Genomic DNA, 16,836 nt, shown 5'->3' on the forward strand with positions numbered 1-16,836 from the left:
AAAAATCAGCTCAGGAGTAAATCAACCATGCTGGCCTTCTTAAACCAGGTGCGCAAGCCTACCCTGGATCTGCCGCTCGACGTGCGGCGCAAGATGTGGTTCAAACCGTTCATGCAGTCCTATCTGGTGGTCTTCATCGGCTACCTGACCATGTACCTGATCCGCAAAAACTTTAACATTGCGCAGAACGACATGATCTCAACCTACGGGCTGAGCATGACGCAGCTGGGGATGATCGGCCTGGGCTTCTCCATCACCTACGGCGTGGGGAAAACCGTCGTTTCCTATTATGCGGACGGCAAAAACACCAAGCAATTCCTGCCGTTTATGCTGATCCTCTCCGCTATCTGTATGCTCGGCTTCAGCGCCAGCATGGGTGCGGGCTCCGTCAGCCTGTTCCTGATGATCGCCTTCTATGCCCTGAGCGGTTTCTTTCAGAGTACCGGCGGGTCGTGCAGCTACTCCACCATCACCAAATGGACGCCGCGCCGCAAGCGTGGTTCGTACCTCGGCATGTGGAACATCTCCCACAACCTCGGCGGGGCGGGTGCAGCAGGCGTGGCGCTGTTTGGCGCAAACTATCTGTTCGATGGCCACGTGATCGGCATGTTTATCTTCCCGTCGATTATCGCCCTGATTGTCGGCTTTATCGGCCTGCGCTTCGGCAGCGACTCTCCGGAATCTTACGGCCTCGGCAAAGCTGAAGAGCTGTTCGGCGAGGAGATCAGCGAAGAGGACAAAGAGACTGAAGAAAACGAGATGTCCAAATGGCAGATCTTTGTGGAGTACGTGCTGAAAAACAAAGTGATCTGGCTGCTGTGCTTCTCAAATATCTTCCTGTACGTGGTGCGCATCGGTATCGACCAGTGGTCCACCGTGTATGCCTTCCAGGAGCTGAAGCTTTCTAAAGAAGTGGCGATTCAGGGCTTCACCCTGTTTGAAGTGGGCGCGCTGGTCGGCACCCTGCTGTGGGGCTGGCTCTCCGACCTCGCCAACGGCCGTCGCGCGCTGGTGGCCTGCGTCGCGCTGGCGCTGATTATCGCCACGCTCGGCGTCTACCAGCACGCCAGCAACCAGTACGTTTACCTGGCGTCCCTGTTCGCGCTCGGCTTCCTGGTGTTTGGTCCGCAATTACTGATCGGCGTGGCGGCAGTGGGCTTCGTCCCGAAAAAAGCGATCGGCGCCGCCGATGGGATTAAAGGCACCTTCGCCTACCTGATCGGCGACAGCTTCGCCAAGCTGGGCCTGGGGATGATCGCCGACGGAACGCCGATTTTCGGCCTCACCGGCTGGGCGGGCACCTTCGCGGCGCTGGATGCGGCGGCGATCGGCTGTATCGTCCTGATGGCGATGGTGGCGGTGCTGGAAGAACGTAAGATTCGCCGTGAGAATCGTGCGCAGAAGCAGAAATTGAAAGCGGCCTGAGTGTGCAGGTAACTTCTTTGCCCGGTGTGTGATGCCGGGCTTTTTTGTTTTGTACGTTACGCCTTTACCCCGTTTTACACACCCGCTCCTCTCCATGCTCTACAGTGTTTTTGCTGCCGCCTTTCGTGCAGCCTTAGCCCCTTTGCTAACGGAGAACCTGCATGTTGACCCGACGATTGTCCTGCCTGGCGCTGCTGATGGCGCTGGCCTCCCCCGCAATGGCTGCGGATGCCCCTGGCTACGGCGAGAAGCTGGAGGGTTTTGACTACGGTTGGCCGGTAAAACACTTTACCTTTACCTCGCAAAACCAGCCTCTGGATATGGCCTACCTGGACGTTAAGCCGGAAAACCCCAATGGCCGCACCGTGGTGCTGATGCACGGCAAAAACTTCTGCGCCGGTACATGGGACGGTACGATCCGCGCGCTTTCAGCCAGCGGGTATCGGGTGATTGCTCCCGACCAGATCGGCTTCTGTAAATCCACCAAGCCGGAGCGGTATCAGTACACCTTCCAGCAGCTGGCGGATAACACCCACGCGCTGCTGAAATCGCTCGGCGTCGATCGCGTGACGGTCATCGGCCACTCGACCGGTGGCATGCTGGCGACCCGCTACGCGCTGATGTGGCCGCAGCAGGTGGAACAGCTGGTGATGGTCAATCCGATAGGCCTGGAAGACTGGAAAGCGCGCGGCGTGCCGCATATTACGGTCGACCAGTGGTACCAGCGCGAGCTGAAGGTCAGCGCCGACGGCATTCGCCAGTACGAGAAAAACACCTACTACGCCGGGGAGTGGAAGCCGGAATACGAGCGCTGGGTGACCATGCTTGCCGGGCTGAACAACGGGCCGGGTAAAGAACGCGTGGCCTGGAACTCGGCGCTGCTCTACGACATGATCTACACCCAGCCGGTGATCTACGAATTTAGCGACCTGAAGATGCCGGTATTATTGATGATCGGCACGAAGGACAACACCGCCATCGGGAAAGATCTCGCCCCGCCGGAGATCCGCAAGACGCTCGGCAACTATGCGGTGCTGGGTAAAGAGACGGCGAAACGCATTCCCCACGCGACGCTGGTGGAATTTAACGACATGGGCCACGCGCCGCAGATGCAGGATCCCGCACGCTTCCACGAGGCGCTGCTGAAGGGGCTTCAGGCTCGCTAACTGGTCTCCAGCAACAGCCCGCGCAGCCACGCCTGCGCGGGATTGCTTTCATCGCATTTATCCAGCTTTTTTCGGTTCACTATTCTGGCCGTACCCGCTGTCGACACGGTGCGTTTCCCGCTATGATGAGCGGCTAGTCTAAGGAGAACGCATGGTCTGGATAATGCTGGCAACGCTTGCCGTGGTGTTTGTGGTTGGGTTTCGCGTCCTGACCTCAGATTCCCGCCGCGCCATCAAACGTTTAAGCGAGCGTCTGGGGATCACCCCGATGCCGGTTGAGTCGATGATCGATCAGTTTGGTAAAACGCCGGGCAATGAGTTTATCCGCTACCTTGAGCGACCTGACGAAGCGCATCTGCAAAACGCCGCGCAGGTGCTGCTCATCTGGCAGGTCTGCATTGTCGACGGTAGCGAAGAGAATTTGCATACCTGGCACCGTATGCTGCGTAAAGCCCGCCTGGCCGCGCCGATCACCGATGCACAAATCCGCCTCGCCCTCGGCTTTATGCGCGAGATGGAGCCCGATCCGCAGGAGCTTAACGCCTTCCAGCTGCGCTACAACCAGCTTTTCCTGCCGGAAGAGGGCGTGTTTTACCTGCACTGATCCCCTGTAAAAACGACAAAAGTTGTCAAATCGTTAAATTCGTCACACTTTTGATGATAAACTGCGCGACTTTTCCGCACGTTTTTTTCTTCAGGTGACGCCATGACAGAACATATCCAGCCCACGACCAGACCGCAGACAAAAGAGGTTTCGCGCCCCAACTGGTCGGCGGTTTTCTCCGTGGCGTTCTGCGTCGCCTGCCTGATTACCGTTGAGTTTCTGCCGGTGAGCCTCCTGACACCGATGGCGCAGGATCTGGGTATTTCCGAGGGCGTGGCGGGCCAGTCCGTTACCGTCACCGCCTTCGTGGCGATGTTCGCCAGCCTGTTTATCACCCAGGTGATTGGTTCTATTGACCGCCGCAAAGTGGTCATTCTGTTCAGCGTGCTGCTGACGCTCTCCTGCCTGCTGGTCTCCTTCGCGGAAAGCTTCACCCTGCTGCTGCTCGGTCGCGCCTGTCTCGGGCTTGGGCTCGGCGGATTTTGGGCGATGTCGGCCTCGCTGACCATGCGCCTGGTGCCCGCGCGCACGGTGCCAAAAGCGCTTTCCGTCATCTTCGGTGCGGTGTCTATTGCGCTGGTGATTGCCGCGCCGCTCGGCAGCTTCCTCGGTGGGATTATCGGCTGGCGTAACGTCTTTAACGCCGCGGCGGTGATGGGCGTGCTGTGCATTATCTGGGTGTGGAAGGCGCTGCCGTCGCTGCCGGGCGAGGCGGCGCATCATAAGCAGAACATGTTCGCGCTGCTGAAGCGCCCCGGCGTGCTGGCGGGGATGACCGCCATCTTCATGGCCTTTGCCGGACAGTTTGCCTTCTTTACCTACATCCGCCCGGTATTTATGACTATGGCGGGCTTTGACGTCGACGGCCTGACGCTGGTGCTGCTGAGCTTCGGTATCGCCAGCTTTGTCGGCACCTCGCTGTCGTCGCAGTTCCTGAAACGCTCCCTGAAGGTCGCTCTGGCGGGCGCGCCGCTGGTGCTGGCTGTCAGTGCCACGGTGCTGGTGCTGTGGGGCAGCGACAAGTGGGTAGCGTCGGCGATCGCTATTATCTGGGGCTTTGCCTTTGCGCTGGTGCCGGTGGGCTGGTCGACGTGGATCACCCGAACGCTTGCCGATCAGGCGGAAAAAGCCGGGTCGATTCAGGTGGCGGTGATCCAGCTGGCGAACACCTGCGGCGCGGCGGTGGGTGGCGTAGCGCTCGACCACCTGGGGCTGACCTCGCCGCTGGTGATTTCCGGTACGCTGATGTTGCTGACGGCGCTGCTGGTGGCGGGGAAGGTGAAGGCGCGCTGATTGATTAATAGTCACCCCATCGTTATACTTGTACCGTAACTTGTACAGGAGGAAATATGCAGGTTGTGACTTTTACCGAAGCACGAAGCCGACTCAAAGATGTGTTGGACGACGTGAATGACAACGTGGAGACCACCATCATCAGCCGCCGAAACGGGGGGGATGCGGTGGTGATGTCTTTACAGCACTACAACTCGATGATGGAAACCATCCATCTGATGAGTTCGCCTGCCAATGCCAGTCGACTGATGGAGTCAATCGCACAGGTAAATACCGGAAAAACCACGCAGAGGGATTTGATAGATGACCAGGCTACTGATTTGGACTGATAACGGCTGGGATGATTACCTGTGGTGGCAGGAGCAGGATAAGAAAACGCTTCGCAGAATCAATAAATTGATTGAAGATGCGAAGCGTCAACCCTTTAATGGCCTGGGTAAGCCGGAACCGCTTAAGGGTAATCTTTCCGGATACTGGTCCCGCCGAATCAATGATACTGACCGTCTGGTTTACGGGGTGTCGGATAGCGCTCTCACTATTTTAATGTGCCGCTATCACTATTATTCGTAGATCATGCCGATGCCTTCACCCGTCTTCTCGAATCCATCGAAATCAGCACCACCGACGACACAATCAGCAGCGTCCCCAGCCAGTCCGGCAGGGTGAACGCCACGCCCAGCAACACCACCGACAGCAGCGCGCTGCTCAGCGGCTCGGCGCAGCTCAGAATGCTCGCCTTCGGCCCGCCGATCATCTGCGCGCCCTTCAGATACAGGCTGAACGTCAGCGCCGTGCCGATCACCACCAGGTAGAAAAACGCCAGCAGCAGGCCGCCGTCAATCACAAAGGTGGTACCGCGTCCGGCGTAGAACGGCGTCAGCATCAATCCCGCAATCAGCATACTCCAGCCGACAATTGGCAGCGTACCGTAGCGGGCAATCAGCGCTGACGGATAGGTCGTATAAAACGCGGCGGCAAACGCCGAAGCGATGCCGAAGAACAGCGCGGCAGGCGAGATGGAGAGCGAAGTCGGATCGCCGTGGGTGACCAACAGGAAAGTACCGATCAGCGACGTAAAAATCGCTGACAGGACAAACACGCCGGGACGCGTTTTCCGCGCCAGGGCGAACCACGCCACGATGATGGTCGGCGACAGAAACTGCAGCACGGTGGCGGTAGCGGCGTTGGATTTTTCAATCGTCAGCAGGAAGGTGAGCTGCACGGTGAGCGCGCCGACCAGCGAGAAAAACAGCAGGCTGAGAGCGTCTTTGCGATGCTTGATGACCGAGAAAATCTTGTCGCCGTGAACGAAGGAGAGCGTCAGGAGGATCACGCCGGTAAACAGCAGGCGAATCATGGTCAGGTAAGGCGAAGAAATGTGGCTTTTCTCCATGATGTACTGTGCACAAACCCCGGAACTGCCCCATAAAACGGCGGCGATCAGGACGTTTAGCATCCCTTTGCGTGTGGAACCCATGTTCTCCCCTGTTATGTTGGTTTTTTTGTAGCATAACATGGGATCTTGCCGGGTGGCGCTGCGCTTACCCGGCCTACAAGGTTGTGTAGGCCCGTGCAAGCGCAGCGCCGCCGGGCGAAATAAACGGCGCTGTACTAGAACCACGCCTCCCACATCGCGCCAACGTTGAAGTCGTCGAGCGTTTCGTCTTTGGTGTTGTTCACGCGCGCGGTGCGTTCGTTATCCACCTTGCCGCCGGTCACGTAGAAGCGCAGCATCGGACGGAACTCCGGCCCCATGGCGATAGACATGTTCTGCGACAGGGTCAGCTTCCAGCCCTTGTTGTCGCCGCCGTTGTCGTAATCAACGTGCTGCCAGCCCGCTTCCAGCCAGGTGGAGTGAACGTCGTTCCACCAGTGCATCGGACGCACGATGGCGTTGTAGTTCTTACGATTATCGGTCTTATCACGGCTGTTATCGTAGTCGTGGAAGGCGAGAATGTACTCCACCTGCGTGGCCTGAGTGAATTTGTAAAGCCCTTCGAAGCTGGCGTAGACCGTGGTCAGATCCTCGGTTTTGTTGAATACGCTGTTGTCCGCGTTATCGGAGTAGCGGGCGATGACCTTGTTCACGCCGCTGTCGTTGGTGTGGCTCAGCACCACGCCGCCCTGCCAGGCGTTCAGACGCTCATCGCTCTCCACCGCTTTTGAATCAAAGCCGTAGTTGGCGTACAGCTCCAGATCCAGCGGACCGACCTTCATGCCGTGGATTTTCGAGGTGGCCGCGTAGTTGCCTTTATCGCCCGTGCCGGAACCGCCGGTACAGGTGATGCGCGACGGGTTCGCTTCATCTTCCATTACTTCCGGACTACAGGATTCCACCGCCGCCACGGCGGCTACGTCAAACTGCACGCCGCCGATGTCGAAGTTTTTCACCCCGGCGCCCTGGCCGTCATGGTTCATCCAGAAGTAATCGTTGATGCCCTGCTGCGGACGCTGGTGGAAGTCACGACCGGCCCAGAAGTAGGCGTTCGGGTTGGAGGCCATAATGTTGGTCACCCCCGCGTAGGCTTTTTTCAGGTTAACTTCGTCGCCCCAGTGGTCGATCATCACGTTGATGTCCCAGATGGCGCCGTTGTCCCCCTTGAAGGCCTTGGAGAGCTGGAATTCCCCGCCGTTGCCTTCGTTGCCCAGACGACCAATCGCGGACGCGCCGTTGTAGGAGCCGTCCACCGCCACGTATTTCTGATCGGCGGCCTGGAAGTGCGCCCCGTAGCGGGCGTAGCCGGTAAATTTAATCCCGAACGGGATCGCCATATCGGGAGATTGCGCCGCGCTCTGCGGCTCGGTCACCACGTCCGCTTTTTTCGCAACCGCGGCATCCATTTTGGCCTGACGCTCGGCGAGGGCTTTATCCACCGCTTTTGCCACAATAGCGTCGATTTGCTCCTGCGTAAATTCTTGTGCGAGTACAGAAATTGGGCAAAGCGCGGCGATAACCGCCATGGTTAATGGAAGTTTTTTAATCGTATTCATGGTTATCTCAATATAGTTTAATTTTATTCAGACAATAACCATCCCGCTCCGATCTGACAGAGTATGTCGCTATCATCAGAACAAGTGGATCTCTATTTAGGGTACAGAGGTATTACATTAACTTTATTTCGCCATAGACTATCTCTGATATAAATGAATAATTTCTTCAGACAATTCACGCGCTAATAAAGAATTCATTAAATGATCCTGCGCGTGCACCATGATTAACGTCATCGGCTGGCGGCCTTCGCCCGCATCCTGCTCGATCAGTTTGGTCTGCATCTTGTGCGCCTGGCGCGCGTAGCCGTCGGCTTCGCGCAGCAGGCTTTTGGCCTCGTCAAAGTTGCCCTGACGCGCCGCGTGCAGCGCTTCAAAGCACAGGCTGCGGGACTGTCCGGCATTGACGATAATTTCCATTACGGCTTCTTCTAATGCGATCATCATTATTACTCTTTTTCAAAACTATTATTTAAGGCGGTGGCGGCAAACCACTGTCCGCTTTTCTTAATGGTGCGCTGCTGCGTTTTTAAATCGAGCTGGATAAATCCGTAGCGATTTTTATAGGCATTGCACCACGACCAGTTATCAATAAACGTCCACATATGGTAGCCAAGACAATTGCACCCTTCGCTAATCCCTTTATGCAGCCACGTTAAATGCTCCGAAATAAATTCAATGCGGTATTGATCGTTAATCTGGCCATTTTCAATAAAGCGCTGCTCGTTTTCGACGCCCATGCCGTTTTCAGAAATAAAGCAGCGTGGGTTGCCGTAATTGTCGCGCAGGTTAACCAGAATATCGTAAATACCCGGCTCGTAGATTTCCCAGCCGCGGTACGGGTTCATCTTGCGGCCCGGCATCTCGTAGCTATCAAAGAACCATTCCGGCATAAACGGCGCCTGCGGGTTCACCGCGCTGTCGCGACACTTCACGCGACGCGGCTGATAGTAGTTAATGCCGAGCAGGTCGATTTTCCCTTCCGCGATCAGGGCGCTGTCTTCCGGCTTGCAGGCAGGCAGCTGATCGTACGCTTTCAGCAGCGCCACCAGGTCCGCCGGGTATTCACCGCGCAGCACCGGGTCGAGGAAGCTGCGGTTAAACATCAGGTCCGCAATGTGCGCCGCCTTCACGTCCGCCGGGTTCTGCGAGCGCGGGTAGGACGGCGTCAGGTTCAGCACGATGCCAATCTCCCCCGCGTAATGCCCGGCGCGGTAAGCCTGAACCGCCTTCGCATGGGCCAGCACGGTGTGATATGCCACGGTGGCTGCCCGACGAAAATCAACCACGTTCGGGTAGTGGAAGTCGTACAGATAACCGCCTTCCACCGGCACGATCGGCTCGTTGAAGGTAAACCAGTGCAGCACGCGATCGCCAAACAGCTCAAAGCAGATCTGCGCATAGCGGGCGTAAGCATCCACCACGTCGCGGTTTTCCCAGCCGCCAATCTCCTGCATCGCCATCGGCATGTCGAAATGGAACAGGGTGATAAACGGTGTAATGCCCTGTTCATTCAGCTCATCAATGACCTGATTGTAAAAATCGACCGCTTCCGGGTTCACTTCACCGATACCGTCGGGGATCAGGCGCGCCCAGCTAATCGAGGTACGAAAGCTGTTGTGGTTCAGCTGCTTTAACAGCTGAATGTCCGTTTTCCAGTGCTGATAAAACGTGGAGGTCTGCTGCGGCCCCACGCCGTTGTGAAAACGGTTCGGCTCGCGGGCAAACCAGTAATCCCACGTGGTTTCCCCCTCTCTTGCCCCTTCGGTCTGGAGAGCAGAGCTTGCGCTGCCCCACCAGAAGTTATCGGGAAATGCGTATTTCATGACCACTCCTCTTTGACTTAATTGCTTGTCGCTTCAGCGGTACCGACGGTTGCCTGGGCCTTCTGCTCTTCATTTTTGATGAGCGTACGCTCATAGGCGCGCAGGAACGGCAGGTACATCAGCGCGGACATCACCATACAGACCAGGCACATCACCACCGGGCTCAGCGCCCAGTTCGCCGCCCACGAGGCACCAATCGGTGCAGGGGTGGTCCACGGGGTCAACGACACAACCTGTGCCAGCCAGCCGAGTTTGGTTGCACCGTACGCCAGGCAGGCGTTGACCAACGGAACAAACACGAACGGGATAAACAGCATCGGGTTCATGATGATCGGCGCGCCGAACAGAATCGGTTCGTTGATGTTAAAGAAGCTTGGCACAACGCCCATTTTGCCGATGGTGCGCAGGTGGGTAACGCGGCTGCGCAGCAGCAGGAAGGCCAGCGGCAGCGTGGAGCCTACGCCGCCAATCAGCAGGTAGTGATCCCAGAAGCCCTGCAGGTAAACGTGCGGCAGCGCCGCGCCTGCGGCGAGTGCCGCCTGGTTTGCAGAGAGGTTCGCCATCCAGAATGGGTTCATGATGCCGGTGACAATCAGCGAGCCGTGAATACCGGCGAACCAGAAGATCTGGCACAGCAGCACGGAGAGCAGAATCGCGGGCAGGGAGTCAGACGCGGATACCAGCGGCTCCAGCAGGTGCATGATCGCCTGCGGGATGATCATCCCGGTCTGCGCTTCAATGAACAGGTTCAGCGGGTGCAGCGTACCGATCACCACCATCACCGGGATCAGGATTTCGAACGAGCGCGCCACGCCGGTTGGCACTTCCTTTGGCAGGCGGATGGTCACGTTGTTCTGCTTCAGCCACGCATAGACGCGGGTGGAGTAGATGGCGGTGATTAGCGCGGTGAAGATGCCCTGACCGGAGAGATACTGGGTCGAGATTTTGCCATCGGCATACGGCGCGGCGACCAGCAGGAAGGCCATAAAGGCCAGCAGGCCGGACATCACCGGGTCGAGGTTAAACTGACGCCCCAGGCTCGCCCCAATCCCCACCGAGATGAAGAAGGTCATGACGCCCATGCTGAGGTTAAACGGCAGCATCAGCTGCTCGCGGTAGGTCTGGGAGAAATCCAGCCAGCCGCGGGCGAAGCTGTTGGTGGTATCCGCCGAGAACGGCGGGAAGATGAACACCAGCATAAACGAGCCGATGATCATAAACGGCAGCGCGGCGGTAAAACCGTCGCGGATGGCAATCACATACTTTTGCTGACCCAGCTTTGCGGCCAGCGGGGTAATTGACTGCTCAATCACCGCGACCATGGATTGATATAACGAACTCATGTGAACACCTTTTAGTGTGCCGCTTCGATGAGCGACAGAGCATAGTCCAGTACTTTATCGCCACGCTGCATGCCGTAGTCCATCATGTCGATGGGCTGCACCGGAATGCCATGCGTCGCCGCCTTGTCTGAGAGTGTCTGTAACATGTATTTCACTTGCGGTCCGAGAAGTACCACCTGGTATTGCGGAAACTGCGTATCAAATTCGGAAACACCGTACGCATCTATCTTCACCGGCACACCACGTTCTTTCGCGACATCGACCATTTTGCTGACTAACAGGCTGGTGGACATCCCGGCAGAACAGCACAGCATAATCTTGAACATCGACAACCATCCTCTAAATGTAAAAAGTTATTGCGAGGATGATTGGACATGATACGGAAACCGGTTTCCATTCATAAAAGACAGAAGTGTGACAACCATCAAGATCCGTTACTTATGAGGCTAATTAACCGGATGTGGGTCACATAATTTGGCTGTTTTTACGTCATTTTGAGTGGAAACGGAAAATCGGTTTCCATGGAAAACGGAAACGGATATACTCCGTTCTGGCTATAATATGAGCCGTAGCGGTGATGGAATTTGCAGGCACGAAGTCAGCCTGCCAGGGGAAAGAGATGTCGACAATCAATGATGTATCACGTCTTGCCGGGGTGTCTAAAGCCACGGTATCGCGAGTGTTGAGTGGGTCACGTGGCGTGAAGGAAGCCAGCCGTCAGGCCGTTCTGAAGGCAGCGGATGAGCTGAACTATCGTCCCAACGTGATTGCCCAGTCGCTGCTGAGCCAGTCGACGGGCTGCATTGGGGTGATTTGCGCACAGGAAAATATTAACCAGACCACCGGTTATCTGTACGCGCTGGAAAAACAGCTCAGCCAGCATCAAAAACACCTGCTGCTGCGCTTCGCCCATAGCAAAGCGGAAGTGATGAACGCGCTCGAAGAACTCTCCTGCGGCCTGTGTGACGACATCCTGGTGATTGGCGCGCGTTTCCCGCTGGACGTGGAGATGGAAAACGTCATTCTGGTTGACTGTATGGAAGCTGAAAACACCAACAGCATCCAGTTCGACCACGCCTTTGCCGCCGAAACCGCCTGTAACTATCTCACCAGCCAGGGACGTCGCCAGATTGCCCTGATCCACCCGCACGGTAGCGGGTTTGCCGACCAGGTGCTGCTTGGCTACAAGCACGCGCTGGAGAAAAACTTCCTGCCCTTTAATCGCAACCTGGTCTTTATGGACGCGACATCCTCATCCGTAGCGCTGCAGGAGTTGCTCAACAACGCCAGTACTCTCAATTTCAACGCGCTGCTGGTGGCGGACGAGCAGGAAGCCCAGCGGGTCATCCCGCAGCTTCAGGCGTTTAATAAATCGGTGCCGGACGACATCATGGTCTTCAGCCTGGGTGGATCGCTGCATCTGCCGGGTATTCCGGTGATCCCGGCCATCGAGTATTCAATGGACGCCATGGCAGCGCGTATCGTGAGCTGGCTGACCGAGAAAACGCAGATGCTCGGGTCCTATGTTCTGCGTGGGGATTTGATTATTCCGGATGTGCGGAAGCGGTAAAACATTTTCCAGGCCGGGTGAGCGCAGCGCCGCCCGGCGAGAACTCAGTAATCTTCCATACAATCCACCTGACTGACTGCATCCCAGTAGGCGTCCGGGTTGTCGCGCTTCACGGCGGTAACGGCATTTTTGATCAGCAGCTGGTTGGCCTCCGACGACAAAATCATCTCCTGCCAGGCCTTATCGCTCTGCTTTTTCTGTGGCGTACAGGCTTTCTTAATATCTTTCATAACCTGCTGCTTTATTTGCGCCTCTTTCGCCGGGTCGTTCTTTTCCTGGGCATGGACGAACGCGGCGAAGAGCAGACAAACCAGCAGGCAGACCAGGTGCGCAGCTTTCATCAAAACCCCCTTGAGAAGTCACAGGCATCTCATGAAATATATCGTTACCTTCAGTGTCACGACGCCAGCCGAAAGTATGAATTTTCTCCAGGGTATGGGTATGCGATAGTGAAACGCCAGAAAAAATAAGGAGAAAAATATGCATCTGAGCATTACTGATAACGTCACGACGCAGGAGAAAGAGGAGTTACTAACGGGACTGAGGGCTTTTAACGGACAGTTTCTCGATCTGACTAACTTTAGCGGCGATATTGGCGTTTACGTGCGTGACGATAAAGGCGTCATGCTCGGCGGGCTAATAGGCATGCGTAAAGGCGACTGGCTGAATATCGACTTTCTCTGGGTGAGTGACACCGTGCGGGGAACCGGCGTGGGCAGCCGGCTCATCAAAACGGCCGAAGAAGAAGCCAGACGCAAAGGCTGCAGGCACGCGCTGGTGGATACCGCCAGCTTCCAGGCGCGCCCGTTCTATGAAAAACAGGGGTACCAACTGCAGATGTCTTTGCAGGATTATCCTTATCCGGGCATGCAGCGGCATTATCTGGCGAAAGCGCTTTAAGTCCGCTGCGGTGATTATGGATTCTGCTATTTATTGCGAGTCGCTTTCCTAATTTGAAGCATGCTGCTTGTCTTCTTTTCAGGCCCTGGCGCATGCTTTGGCCTGGTCAAATAAAGCGTGGAGATGTCAATGGAACGGACAGCAAAACTCTTCAAAAAAGGGCGGAATCAGGCCGTGATGCTGCCTGCTGAATTCGCATTTGATACGAAGAGTGTCTACATCCGGCGGGATGAGGAAGGGAATGTTGTTTTGGCGGCAAAACCTGTTCAGACAAAGAGTTGGGATAATTTTTTCCGCCTGCTGGCAGTTACGGACGTACCGGATTCGTTTCTGAGCAAAGAGGAACGTAATCAGAGTGTTATGAAAAGAGACCCTTTGGATGGAGCCTGTTCATGAGGCATATGCTGGATACGAATATTGTAAGTCACTTATTTAAACGACACCCGGAGGTTGTAAGCAGAATGACATGCCTGACTCCGGGAGACGTTTGTATCTCAAGCATTACCGAAGCAGAACTGCTATATGGCGCAGATAAGAAGAAAAGCAGTAGATTGAAAGAAACAATTCAGGAGTTTCTCAATACCATCACGATTTGCGACTGGGACAGTGACGCCGCCGCAACGTACGGTGAACTCCGTGCCGCAATGGAGAAAAAAGGGAAAGTGATGGACGATCTCGATCAGCTGATCGCTGCACATGCTATCAGCCGGGGGACAACGATTGTGACCAACGATCGTGCATTCAGAATGGTGCAGGAGCTTGCCGTCGAGGACTGGACGACAACGTCGTGATCCCTGTTGCCGGGTGACGCCGGCATTCCCCCATATAACTTATCCTTCTTATTGATTCTTTTTCGTTTTTTATTTCACCGCCTCGTTGTCGATATAGTCACTACAACATTCAGCAAAAGGAACTGTCTCGTGAAACGTCGATTGGGTGCTCTGGTACTCGCTGGCCTGCTGCTGGCAGGGTGCGATCAAAGTGGCAGCGATGCCAAACACATAAAAGTGGGCGTCATCAACGGCGCTGAACAGGACGTGGCGGAAGTCGCCAAAAAGGTGGCGAAAGAAAAATATGGCCTGGACGTGGAGCTGGTGGGCTTCAGCGGCTCGCTGTTGCCCAACGATGCCACCAACCAGGGGGAACTGGATGCCAACGTCTTCCAGCATCGCCCTTTCCTTGCGGAAGATAACAAGGCGCATGGCTACAAGCTGGTCGCCGTGGCCAACACCTTTGTTTTCCCGATGGCCGGCTATTCCCGCAAAATCAAATCCGTGTCTGACCTGAAGGACGGGGCGACCATTGCCATTCCAAACGATCCGACCAACCTAGGCCGCGCGCTGCTGCTGCTGCAAAAAGAGAAGCTCATTACCCTGAAGCCGGACACCGGGCTGCTGCCGACGGCGCTGGATATTACCGCCAACCCAAAACAGCTGAAAATCATGGAACTGGAAGGGGCGCAGCTGCCGCGCGTGCTGGACGACCCGAAAGTGGATGTCGCCATCATTAGCACCACCTATATTCAGCAAACCGGGCTGTCGCCGGTGCATGACAGCGTCTTTATCGAAGATAAAAACTCGCCGTACGTGAACATCGTGGTGACGCGAGAAGACAACAAAGACGCCGAGAACGTGAAGGAATTTATCCAGTCATATCAGTCACCTGAAGTGGCGAAAGCGGCGGAGACGATCTTTAACGGCGGGGCGGTGCCGGGCTGGTAAGGCACTGGCAGAAAACGCGGTGATGAAATTGGCCCGATTCCATCGGTAATCGCCCTTTAACCCACAGCGTGACGCGCGGCGGCTGGCTATCCTCCTTATCACACCAACCGGAGGATAGCCCATGAACATTACCCACATTCGCAACGCCACCCAGCTGATTACCTACGCCGGAAAACGCCTTTTAATCGACCCGATGCTGGCACCGAAAGGCGCTTATCCGGGCTTTCCCGGCACGGCGCATGCCGATATTCGCAACCCGACGGTCGAACTCCCCGTTGACGTCAACACGCTGCTGGACGCCGACGCGGTGATCGTCACCCATACCCATGACGATCACTGGGATCGCACCGCGGCGGAGCTGATCGCCAAAGACAAACCGATCTACGTGCAAAACGACCGCGACGCCGCGCTGCTGCGCAGCCAGGGGTTTAGCAACCTGACGGTCATGACCGACGCGACCACCTTCGGCGACATCCAGATTACGAAAACGGACGGCGGCCAGCACGGTACCGACCGCGCTTACGCCGTGCCGGAGCTGGCGGAGCGGCTGGGCGAGGCCTGTGGCGTGGTGCTGCGTCATCCTGAAGAGAAGACGCTCTATCTTGCCGGGGATACCATCTGGCGCGAAGAGGTGGCAGCCGATCTGCAAAAGTACCAGCCGGATGTAGTGGTACTGAACGCCGGGTATGCCCACGTCATCGGCTTTGGGCCCATTATTATGGGGCAGGAGGATGTGCTCAACGTCCACTTCCTGCTGCCGCAGGCTAAAATCGTCGCGAGCCACATGGAGGCGATTAACCACTGCCTGTTGACCCGCAGCGCGCTGCGTGAGTACGTTGAGGCCAATCAGGTGAGCGATGCGGTGAGCATTCCCCAGGATGGCGAAACCATTATATTCTGAGTGTGTTAACGGGAAAGGAGAGACAGATGTCGCTAATCAACGTCGCGATTGTCGCGGTAGACGGGTTCAGCCCGTTCCACTACTCCGTTCCCTGCATTCTGTTTGGTGATTCGGTCTCCGGCGAAAAGCGCTTTAACGTGACGATCTGCGCCGAAACGCCGGGGTTTCTTACCTCAAAAGACGGTTTCGCCCTCAACGCCACGCAGGATTACACCGCCATCGGGCAGGCCGAGATTGTCGTGGTGCCCTACTGGCAGCACGTCCTTGAGCGCCCGCCTCAGGCGCTGCTCGACAGCCTGGTGCAGGCGAGAGACAACGGCGCAGAAATTGTCGGCCTGTGTCTGGGGTCTTTTGTGCTGGCCTATGCGGGCATCCTCGACGGTAAACGGGCCGCCACCCACTGGGAGTTTGAACATCAGTTTCAGTCGCTCTTTCCGGACGTCCAGCTGGATATCAATGCCCTCTACGTGGATGACGGCAATATCATCACCTCTGCCGGTACTGCGGCTGCGCTGGACTGCTGTCTGTATATCATTCGCCAGCGTTTTGGCAGTGTGGTCGCCAACCAGATTGCCCGTCGGATGATTGTGCCGCCTCATCGCGAGGGCGGGCAGGCGCAGTTCATCGCCCAGCCGGTTCCGAAAGATACCCGTGACGCACGTATTAACTGCCTGATTGACTACCTGCAGCAGCACATCAACGAACCGCATAGTCTGGACTCGCTGGCAGAGGTGGTTTCGATGAGCCGTCGCACGCTGACCCGCCATTTTATTAAAGCCACGGGCATGAGCGTCGCCGACTGGCTTACCGCCGAACGCCTGCGGCGCAGCCAGATATTACTTGAAGCCGGAAATATGCCCGTTGAGAGCGTGGCAGAGCTGGTGGGATTTAATTCCGCCGTCACCTGGCGACAGCAGTTTAAGGCGCGCTTTGGGGTAAGCCCTGCTGAATGGCGAAAAACGTTTCGTCTGCACATTTAATGTATTACAGCTAACTTAAGATTTAAGAGTGAGTTAAACATTTCTTATTTTTTGTTAATCGACTTCTTACGTTTCTAAAATAATCTTTTTTTAAGATGCCATAACCTAAATTAGATATA

20 protein-coding genes are annotated in these 16,836 nt (G+C 56.2%); 13 read left to right on the forward strand and 7 right to left on the reverse strand.

Translation table 11 applies throughout. The annotated features are described in order from the left end of the window. Positions 1-27: 27 nt before the first annotated feature. The 6 genes from uhpT to MX657_RS00220 all read left to right on the forward strand — a co-directional run bounded on the left by uhpT (position 28) and on the right by MX657_RS00220 (position 5,058). Positions 28-1,425, forward strand: a complete 1,398-nt coding sequence (gene uhpT, locus MX657_RS00195; RefSeq protein ID WP_119916752.1) for a hexose-6-phosphate:phosphate antiporter — start codon at positions 28-30, stop codon at positions 1,423-1,425. A gap of 161 nt (positions 1,426-1,586) precedes the next feature. Beyond that, on the forward strand, positions 1,587-2,591 hold the full coding sequence (locus MX657_RS00200; RefSeq protein WP_119916753.1) for an alpha/beta fold hydrolase: 1,005 nt from the start codon (positions 1,587-1,589) through the stop codon (positions 2,589-2,591). Between the two features lie 151 nt (positions 2,592-2,742). Next, positions 2,743-3,195 (forward strand): DUF1198 domain-containing protein, encoded by a 453-nt coding sequence (locus MX657_RS00205; protein ID WP_014830062.1) that lies wholly within the window; start codon positions 2,743-2,745, stop codon positions 3,193-3,195. 102 nt (positions 3,196-3,297) lie between these two features. Then, positions 3,298-4,488 (forward strand): purine ribonucleoside efflux pump NepI, encoded by a 1,191-nt coding sequence (gene nepI, locus MX657_RS00210; protein WP_119916754.1) that lies wholly within the window; start codon positions 3,298-3,300, stop codon positions 4,486-4,488. 56 nt (positions 4,489-4,544) lie between these two features. After that, complete coding sequence (locus tag MX657_RS00215; protein ID WP_080329782.1) at positions 4,545-4,817, forward strand: type II toxin-antitoxin system Phd/YefM family antitoxin; 273 nt, start codon at positions 4,545-4,547, stop codon at positions 4,815-4,817. Continuing rightward, entirely contained in the window at positions 4,792-5,058 is a 267-nt protein-coding gene (locus tag MX657_RS00220) for a Txe/YoeB family addiction module toxin (RefSeq protein ID WP_014830066.1), read from the forward strand. The genes MX657_RS00215 and MX657_RS00220 overlap by 26 nt, the downstream gene beginning before the upstream one ends. A 1-nt stretch (position 5,059) precedes the next feature. On the opposite strand, the gene MX657_RS00225 is transcribed toward MX657_RS00220, so the two are convergent. From MX657_RS00225 to MX657_RS00250, 6 genes are all read right to left on the reverse strand, one after another. Continuing rightward, positions 5,060-5,965, reverse strand: coding sequence for an EamA family transporter (locus tag MX657_RS00225; RefSeq protein ID WP_119916757.1), 906 nt, complete (start codon positions 5,963-5,965; stop codon positions 5,060-5,062). A 134-nt stretch (positions 5,966-6,099) separates the two neighbouring features. Continuing rightward, entirely contained in the window at positions 6,100-7,479 is a 1,380-nt protein-coding gene (locus tag MX657_RS00230; RefSeq protein WP_080329784.1) for a carbohydrate porin, read from the reverse strand. A 138-nt stretch (positions 7,480-7,617) separates the two neighbouring features. Then, the gene (locus tag MX657_RS00235) at positions 7,618-7,920 is read right to left on the reverse strand and encodes a PTS lactose/cellobiose transporter subunit IIA (protein ID WP_176212971.1); all 303 of its coding nucleotides are present in this window, start codon (positions 7,918-7,920) and stop codon (positions 7,618-7,620) included. 5 nt (positions 7,921-7,925) lie between these two features. Then, complete coding sequence (locus tag MX657_RS00240) at positions 7,926-9,302, reverse strand: glycoside hydrolase family 1 protein (protein WP_252002713.1); 1,377 nt, start codon at positions 9,300-9,302, stop codon at positions 7,926-7,928. 17 nt (positions 9,303-9,319) lie between these two features. After that, positions 9,320-10,645, reverse strand: coding sequence for a PTS sugar transporter subunit IIC (locus MX657_RS00245; protein WP_119916761.1), 1,326 nt, complete (start codon positions 10,643-10,645; stop codon positions 9,320-9,322). A gap of 11 nt (positions 10,646-10,656) precedes the next feature. Further along, positions 10,657-10,971: a PTS sugar transporter subunit IIB gene (locus MX657_RS00250; protein WP_119916762.1), complete on the reverse strand. Its 315-nt coding sequence runs from the start codon at positions 10,969-10,971 to the stop codon at positions 10,657-10,659. Between the two features lie 293 nt (positions 10,972-11,264). On the opposite strand from MX657_RS00250, the gene MX657_RS00255 reads away from it, so the two are divergent. After that, positions 11,265-12,215: a LacI family DNA-binding transcriptional regulator gene (locus tag MX657_RS00255; protein ID WP_119916764.1), complete on the forward strand. Its 951-nt coding sequence runs from the start codon at positions 11,265-11,267 to the stop codon at positions 12,213-12,215. Positions 12,216-12,259: 44 nt separating this feature from the next. On the opposite strand, the gene MX657_RS00260 is transcribed toward MX657_RS00255, so the two are convergent. Beyond that, positions 12,260-12,556, reverse strand: a complete 297-nt coding sequence (locus MX657_RS00260) for a YicS family protein (protein ID WP_217479305.1) — start codon at positions 12,554-12,556, stop codon at positions 12,260-12,262. A gap of 139 nt (positions 12,557-12,695) precedes the next feature. Here MX657_RS00260 and MX657_RS00265 point away from each other — a divergent pair, with 139 nt between their 5' ends. The 6 genes from MX657_RS00265 (at position 12,696) to MX657_RS00290 (ending at position 16,717) form a co-directional block, all read left to right on the forward strand. Continuing rightward, on the forward strand, positions 12,696-13,115 hold the full coding sequence (locus MX657_RS00265; RefSeq protein WP_346806887.1) for a GNAT family N-acetyltransferase: 420 nt from the start codon (positions 12,696-12,698) through the stop codon (positions 13,113-13,115). A gap of 129 nt (positions 13,116-13,244) precedes the next feature. After that, the gene (locus MX657_RS00270) at positions 13,245-13,511 is read left to right on the forward strand and encodes an antitoxin (RefSeq protein WP_346806889.1); all 267 of its coding nucleotides are present in this window, start codon (positions 13,245-13,247) and stop codon (positions 13,509-13,511) included. Next, positions 13,508-13,906, forward strand: coding sequence for a type II toxin-antitoxin system VapC family toxin (locus tag MX657_RS00275; RefSeq protein WP_346806890.1), 399 nt, complete (start codon positions 13,508-13,510; stop codon positions 13,904-13,906). Before MX657_RS00270 ends, MX657_RS00275 begins: the two co-directional genes overlap by 4 nt. Before the next feature lie 129 nt (positions 13,907-14,035). Beyond that, positions 14,036-14,836: a lipoprotein NlpA gene (nlpA, locus tag MX657_RS00280; protein ID WP_008500128.1), complete on the forward strand. Its 801-nt coding sequence runs from the start codon at positions 14,036-14,038 to the stop codon at positions 14,834-14,836. A gap of 121 nt (positions 14,837-14,957) precedes the next feature. Then, a complete protein-coding gene (locus tag MX657_RS00285) occupies positions 14,958-15,737 on the forward strand; it encodes an MBL fold metallo-hydrolase (RefSeq protein WP_346806891.1) in 780 nt (259 codons plus the stop codon). A gap of 26 nt (positions 15,738-15,763) precedes the next feature. Next, positions 15,764-16,717, forward strand: a complete 954-nt coding sequence (locus MX657_RS00290) for a GlxA family transcriptional regulator (protein ID WP_119916769.1) — start codon at positions 15,764-15,766, stop codon at positions 16,715-16,717. The last annotated feature ends 119 nt before the right edge of the window (positions 16,718-16,836 follow it).

It is taken from the genome of Enterobacter chuandaensis (genome assembly GCF_039718975.1).
GTDB lineage: Bacteria > Pseudomonadota > Gammaproteobacteria > Enterobacterales > Enterobacteriaceae > Enterobacter > Enterobacter chuandaensis.

Coding starts and splice junctions, on each gene's coding strand:
- uhpT (WP_119916752.1), top strand. CDS start 28: ATGCTGGCCTTCTTAAACCAGGTGCGCAAGCCTACCCTGGATCTGCCG.
- MX657_RS00200 (WP_119916753.1), top strand. CDS start 1,587: ATGTTGACCCGACGATTGTCCTGCCTGGCGCTGCTGATGGCGCTGGCC.
- MX657_RS00205 (WP_014830062.1), top strand. CDS start 2,743: ATGGTCTGGATAATGCTGGCAACGCTTGCCGTGGTGTTTGTGGTTGGG.
- nepI (WP_119916754.1), top strand. CDS start 3,298: ATGACAGAACATATCCAGCCCACGACCAGACCGCAGACAAAAGAGGTT.
- MX657_RS00215 (WP_080329782.1), top strand. CDS start 4,545: ATGCAGGTTGTGACTTTTACCGAAGCACGAAGCCGACTCAAAGATGTG.
- MX657_RS00220 (WP_014830066.1), top strand. CDS start 4,792: ATGACCAGGCTACTGATTTGGACTGATAACGGCTGGGATGATTACCTG.
- MX657_RS00225 (WP_119916757.1), bottom strand. CDS start 5,965: ATGGGTTCCACACGCAAAGGGATGCTAAACGTCCTGATCGCCGCCGTT.
- MX657_RS00230 (WP_080329784.1), bottom strand. CDS start 7,479: ATGAATACGATTAAAAAACTTCCATTAACCATGGCGGTTATCGCCGCG.
- MX657_RS00235 (WP_176212971.1), bottom strand. CDS start 7,920: ATGATCGCATTAGAAGAAGCCGTAATGGAAATTATCGTCAATGCCGGA.
- MX657_RS00240 (WP_252002713.1), bottom strand. CDS start 9,302: ATGAAATACGCATTTCCCGATAACTTCTGGTGGGGCAGCGCAAGCTCT.
- MX657_RS00245 (WP_119916761.1), bottom strand. CDS start 10,645: ATGAGTTCGTTATATCAATCCATGGTCGCGGTGATTGAGCAGTCAATT.
- MX657_RS00250 (WP_119916762.1), bottom strand. CDS start 10,971: ATGTTCAAGATTATGCTGTGCTGTTCTGCCGGGATGTCCACCAGCCTG.
- MX657_RS00255 (WP_119916764.1), top strand. CDS start 11,265: ATGTCGACAATCAATGATGTATCACGTCTTGCCGGGGTGTCTAAAGCC.
- MX657_RS00260 (WP_217479305.1), bottom strand. CDS start 12,556: ATGAAAGCTGCGCACCTGGTCTGCCTGCTGGTTTGTCTGCTCTTCGCC.
- MX657_RS00265 (WP_346806887.1), top strand. CDS start 12,696: ATGCATCTGAGCATTACTGATAACGTCACGACGCAGGAGAAAGAGGAG.
- MX657_RS00270 (WP_346806889.1), top strand. CDS start 13,245: ATGGAACGGACAGCAAAACTCTTCAAAAAAGGGCGGAATCAGGCCGTG.
- MX657_RS00275 (WP_346806890.1), top strand. CDS start 13,508: ATGAGGCATATGCTGGATACGAATATTGTAAGTCACTTATTTAAACGA.
- MX657_RS00285 (WP_346806891.1), top strand. CDS start 14,958: ATGAACATTACCCACATTCGCAACGCCACCCAGCTGATTACCTACGCC.
- MX657_RS00290 (WP_119916769.1), top strand. CDS start 15,764: ATGTCGCTAATCAACGTCGCGATTGTCGCGGTAGACGGGTTCAGCCCG.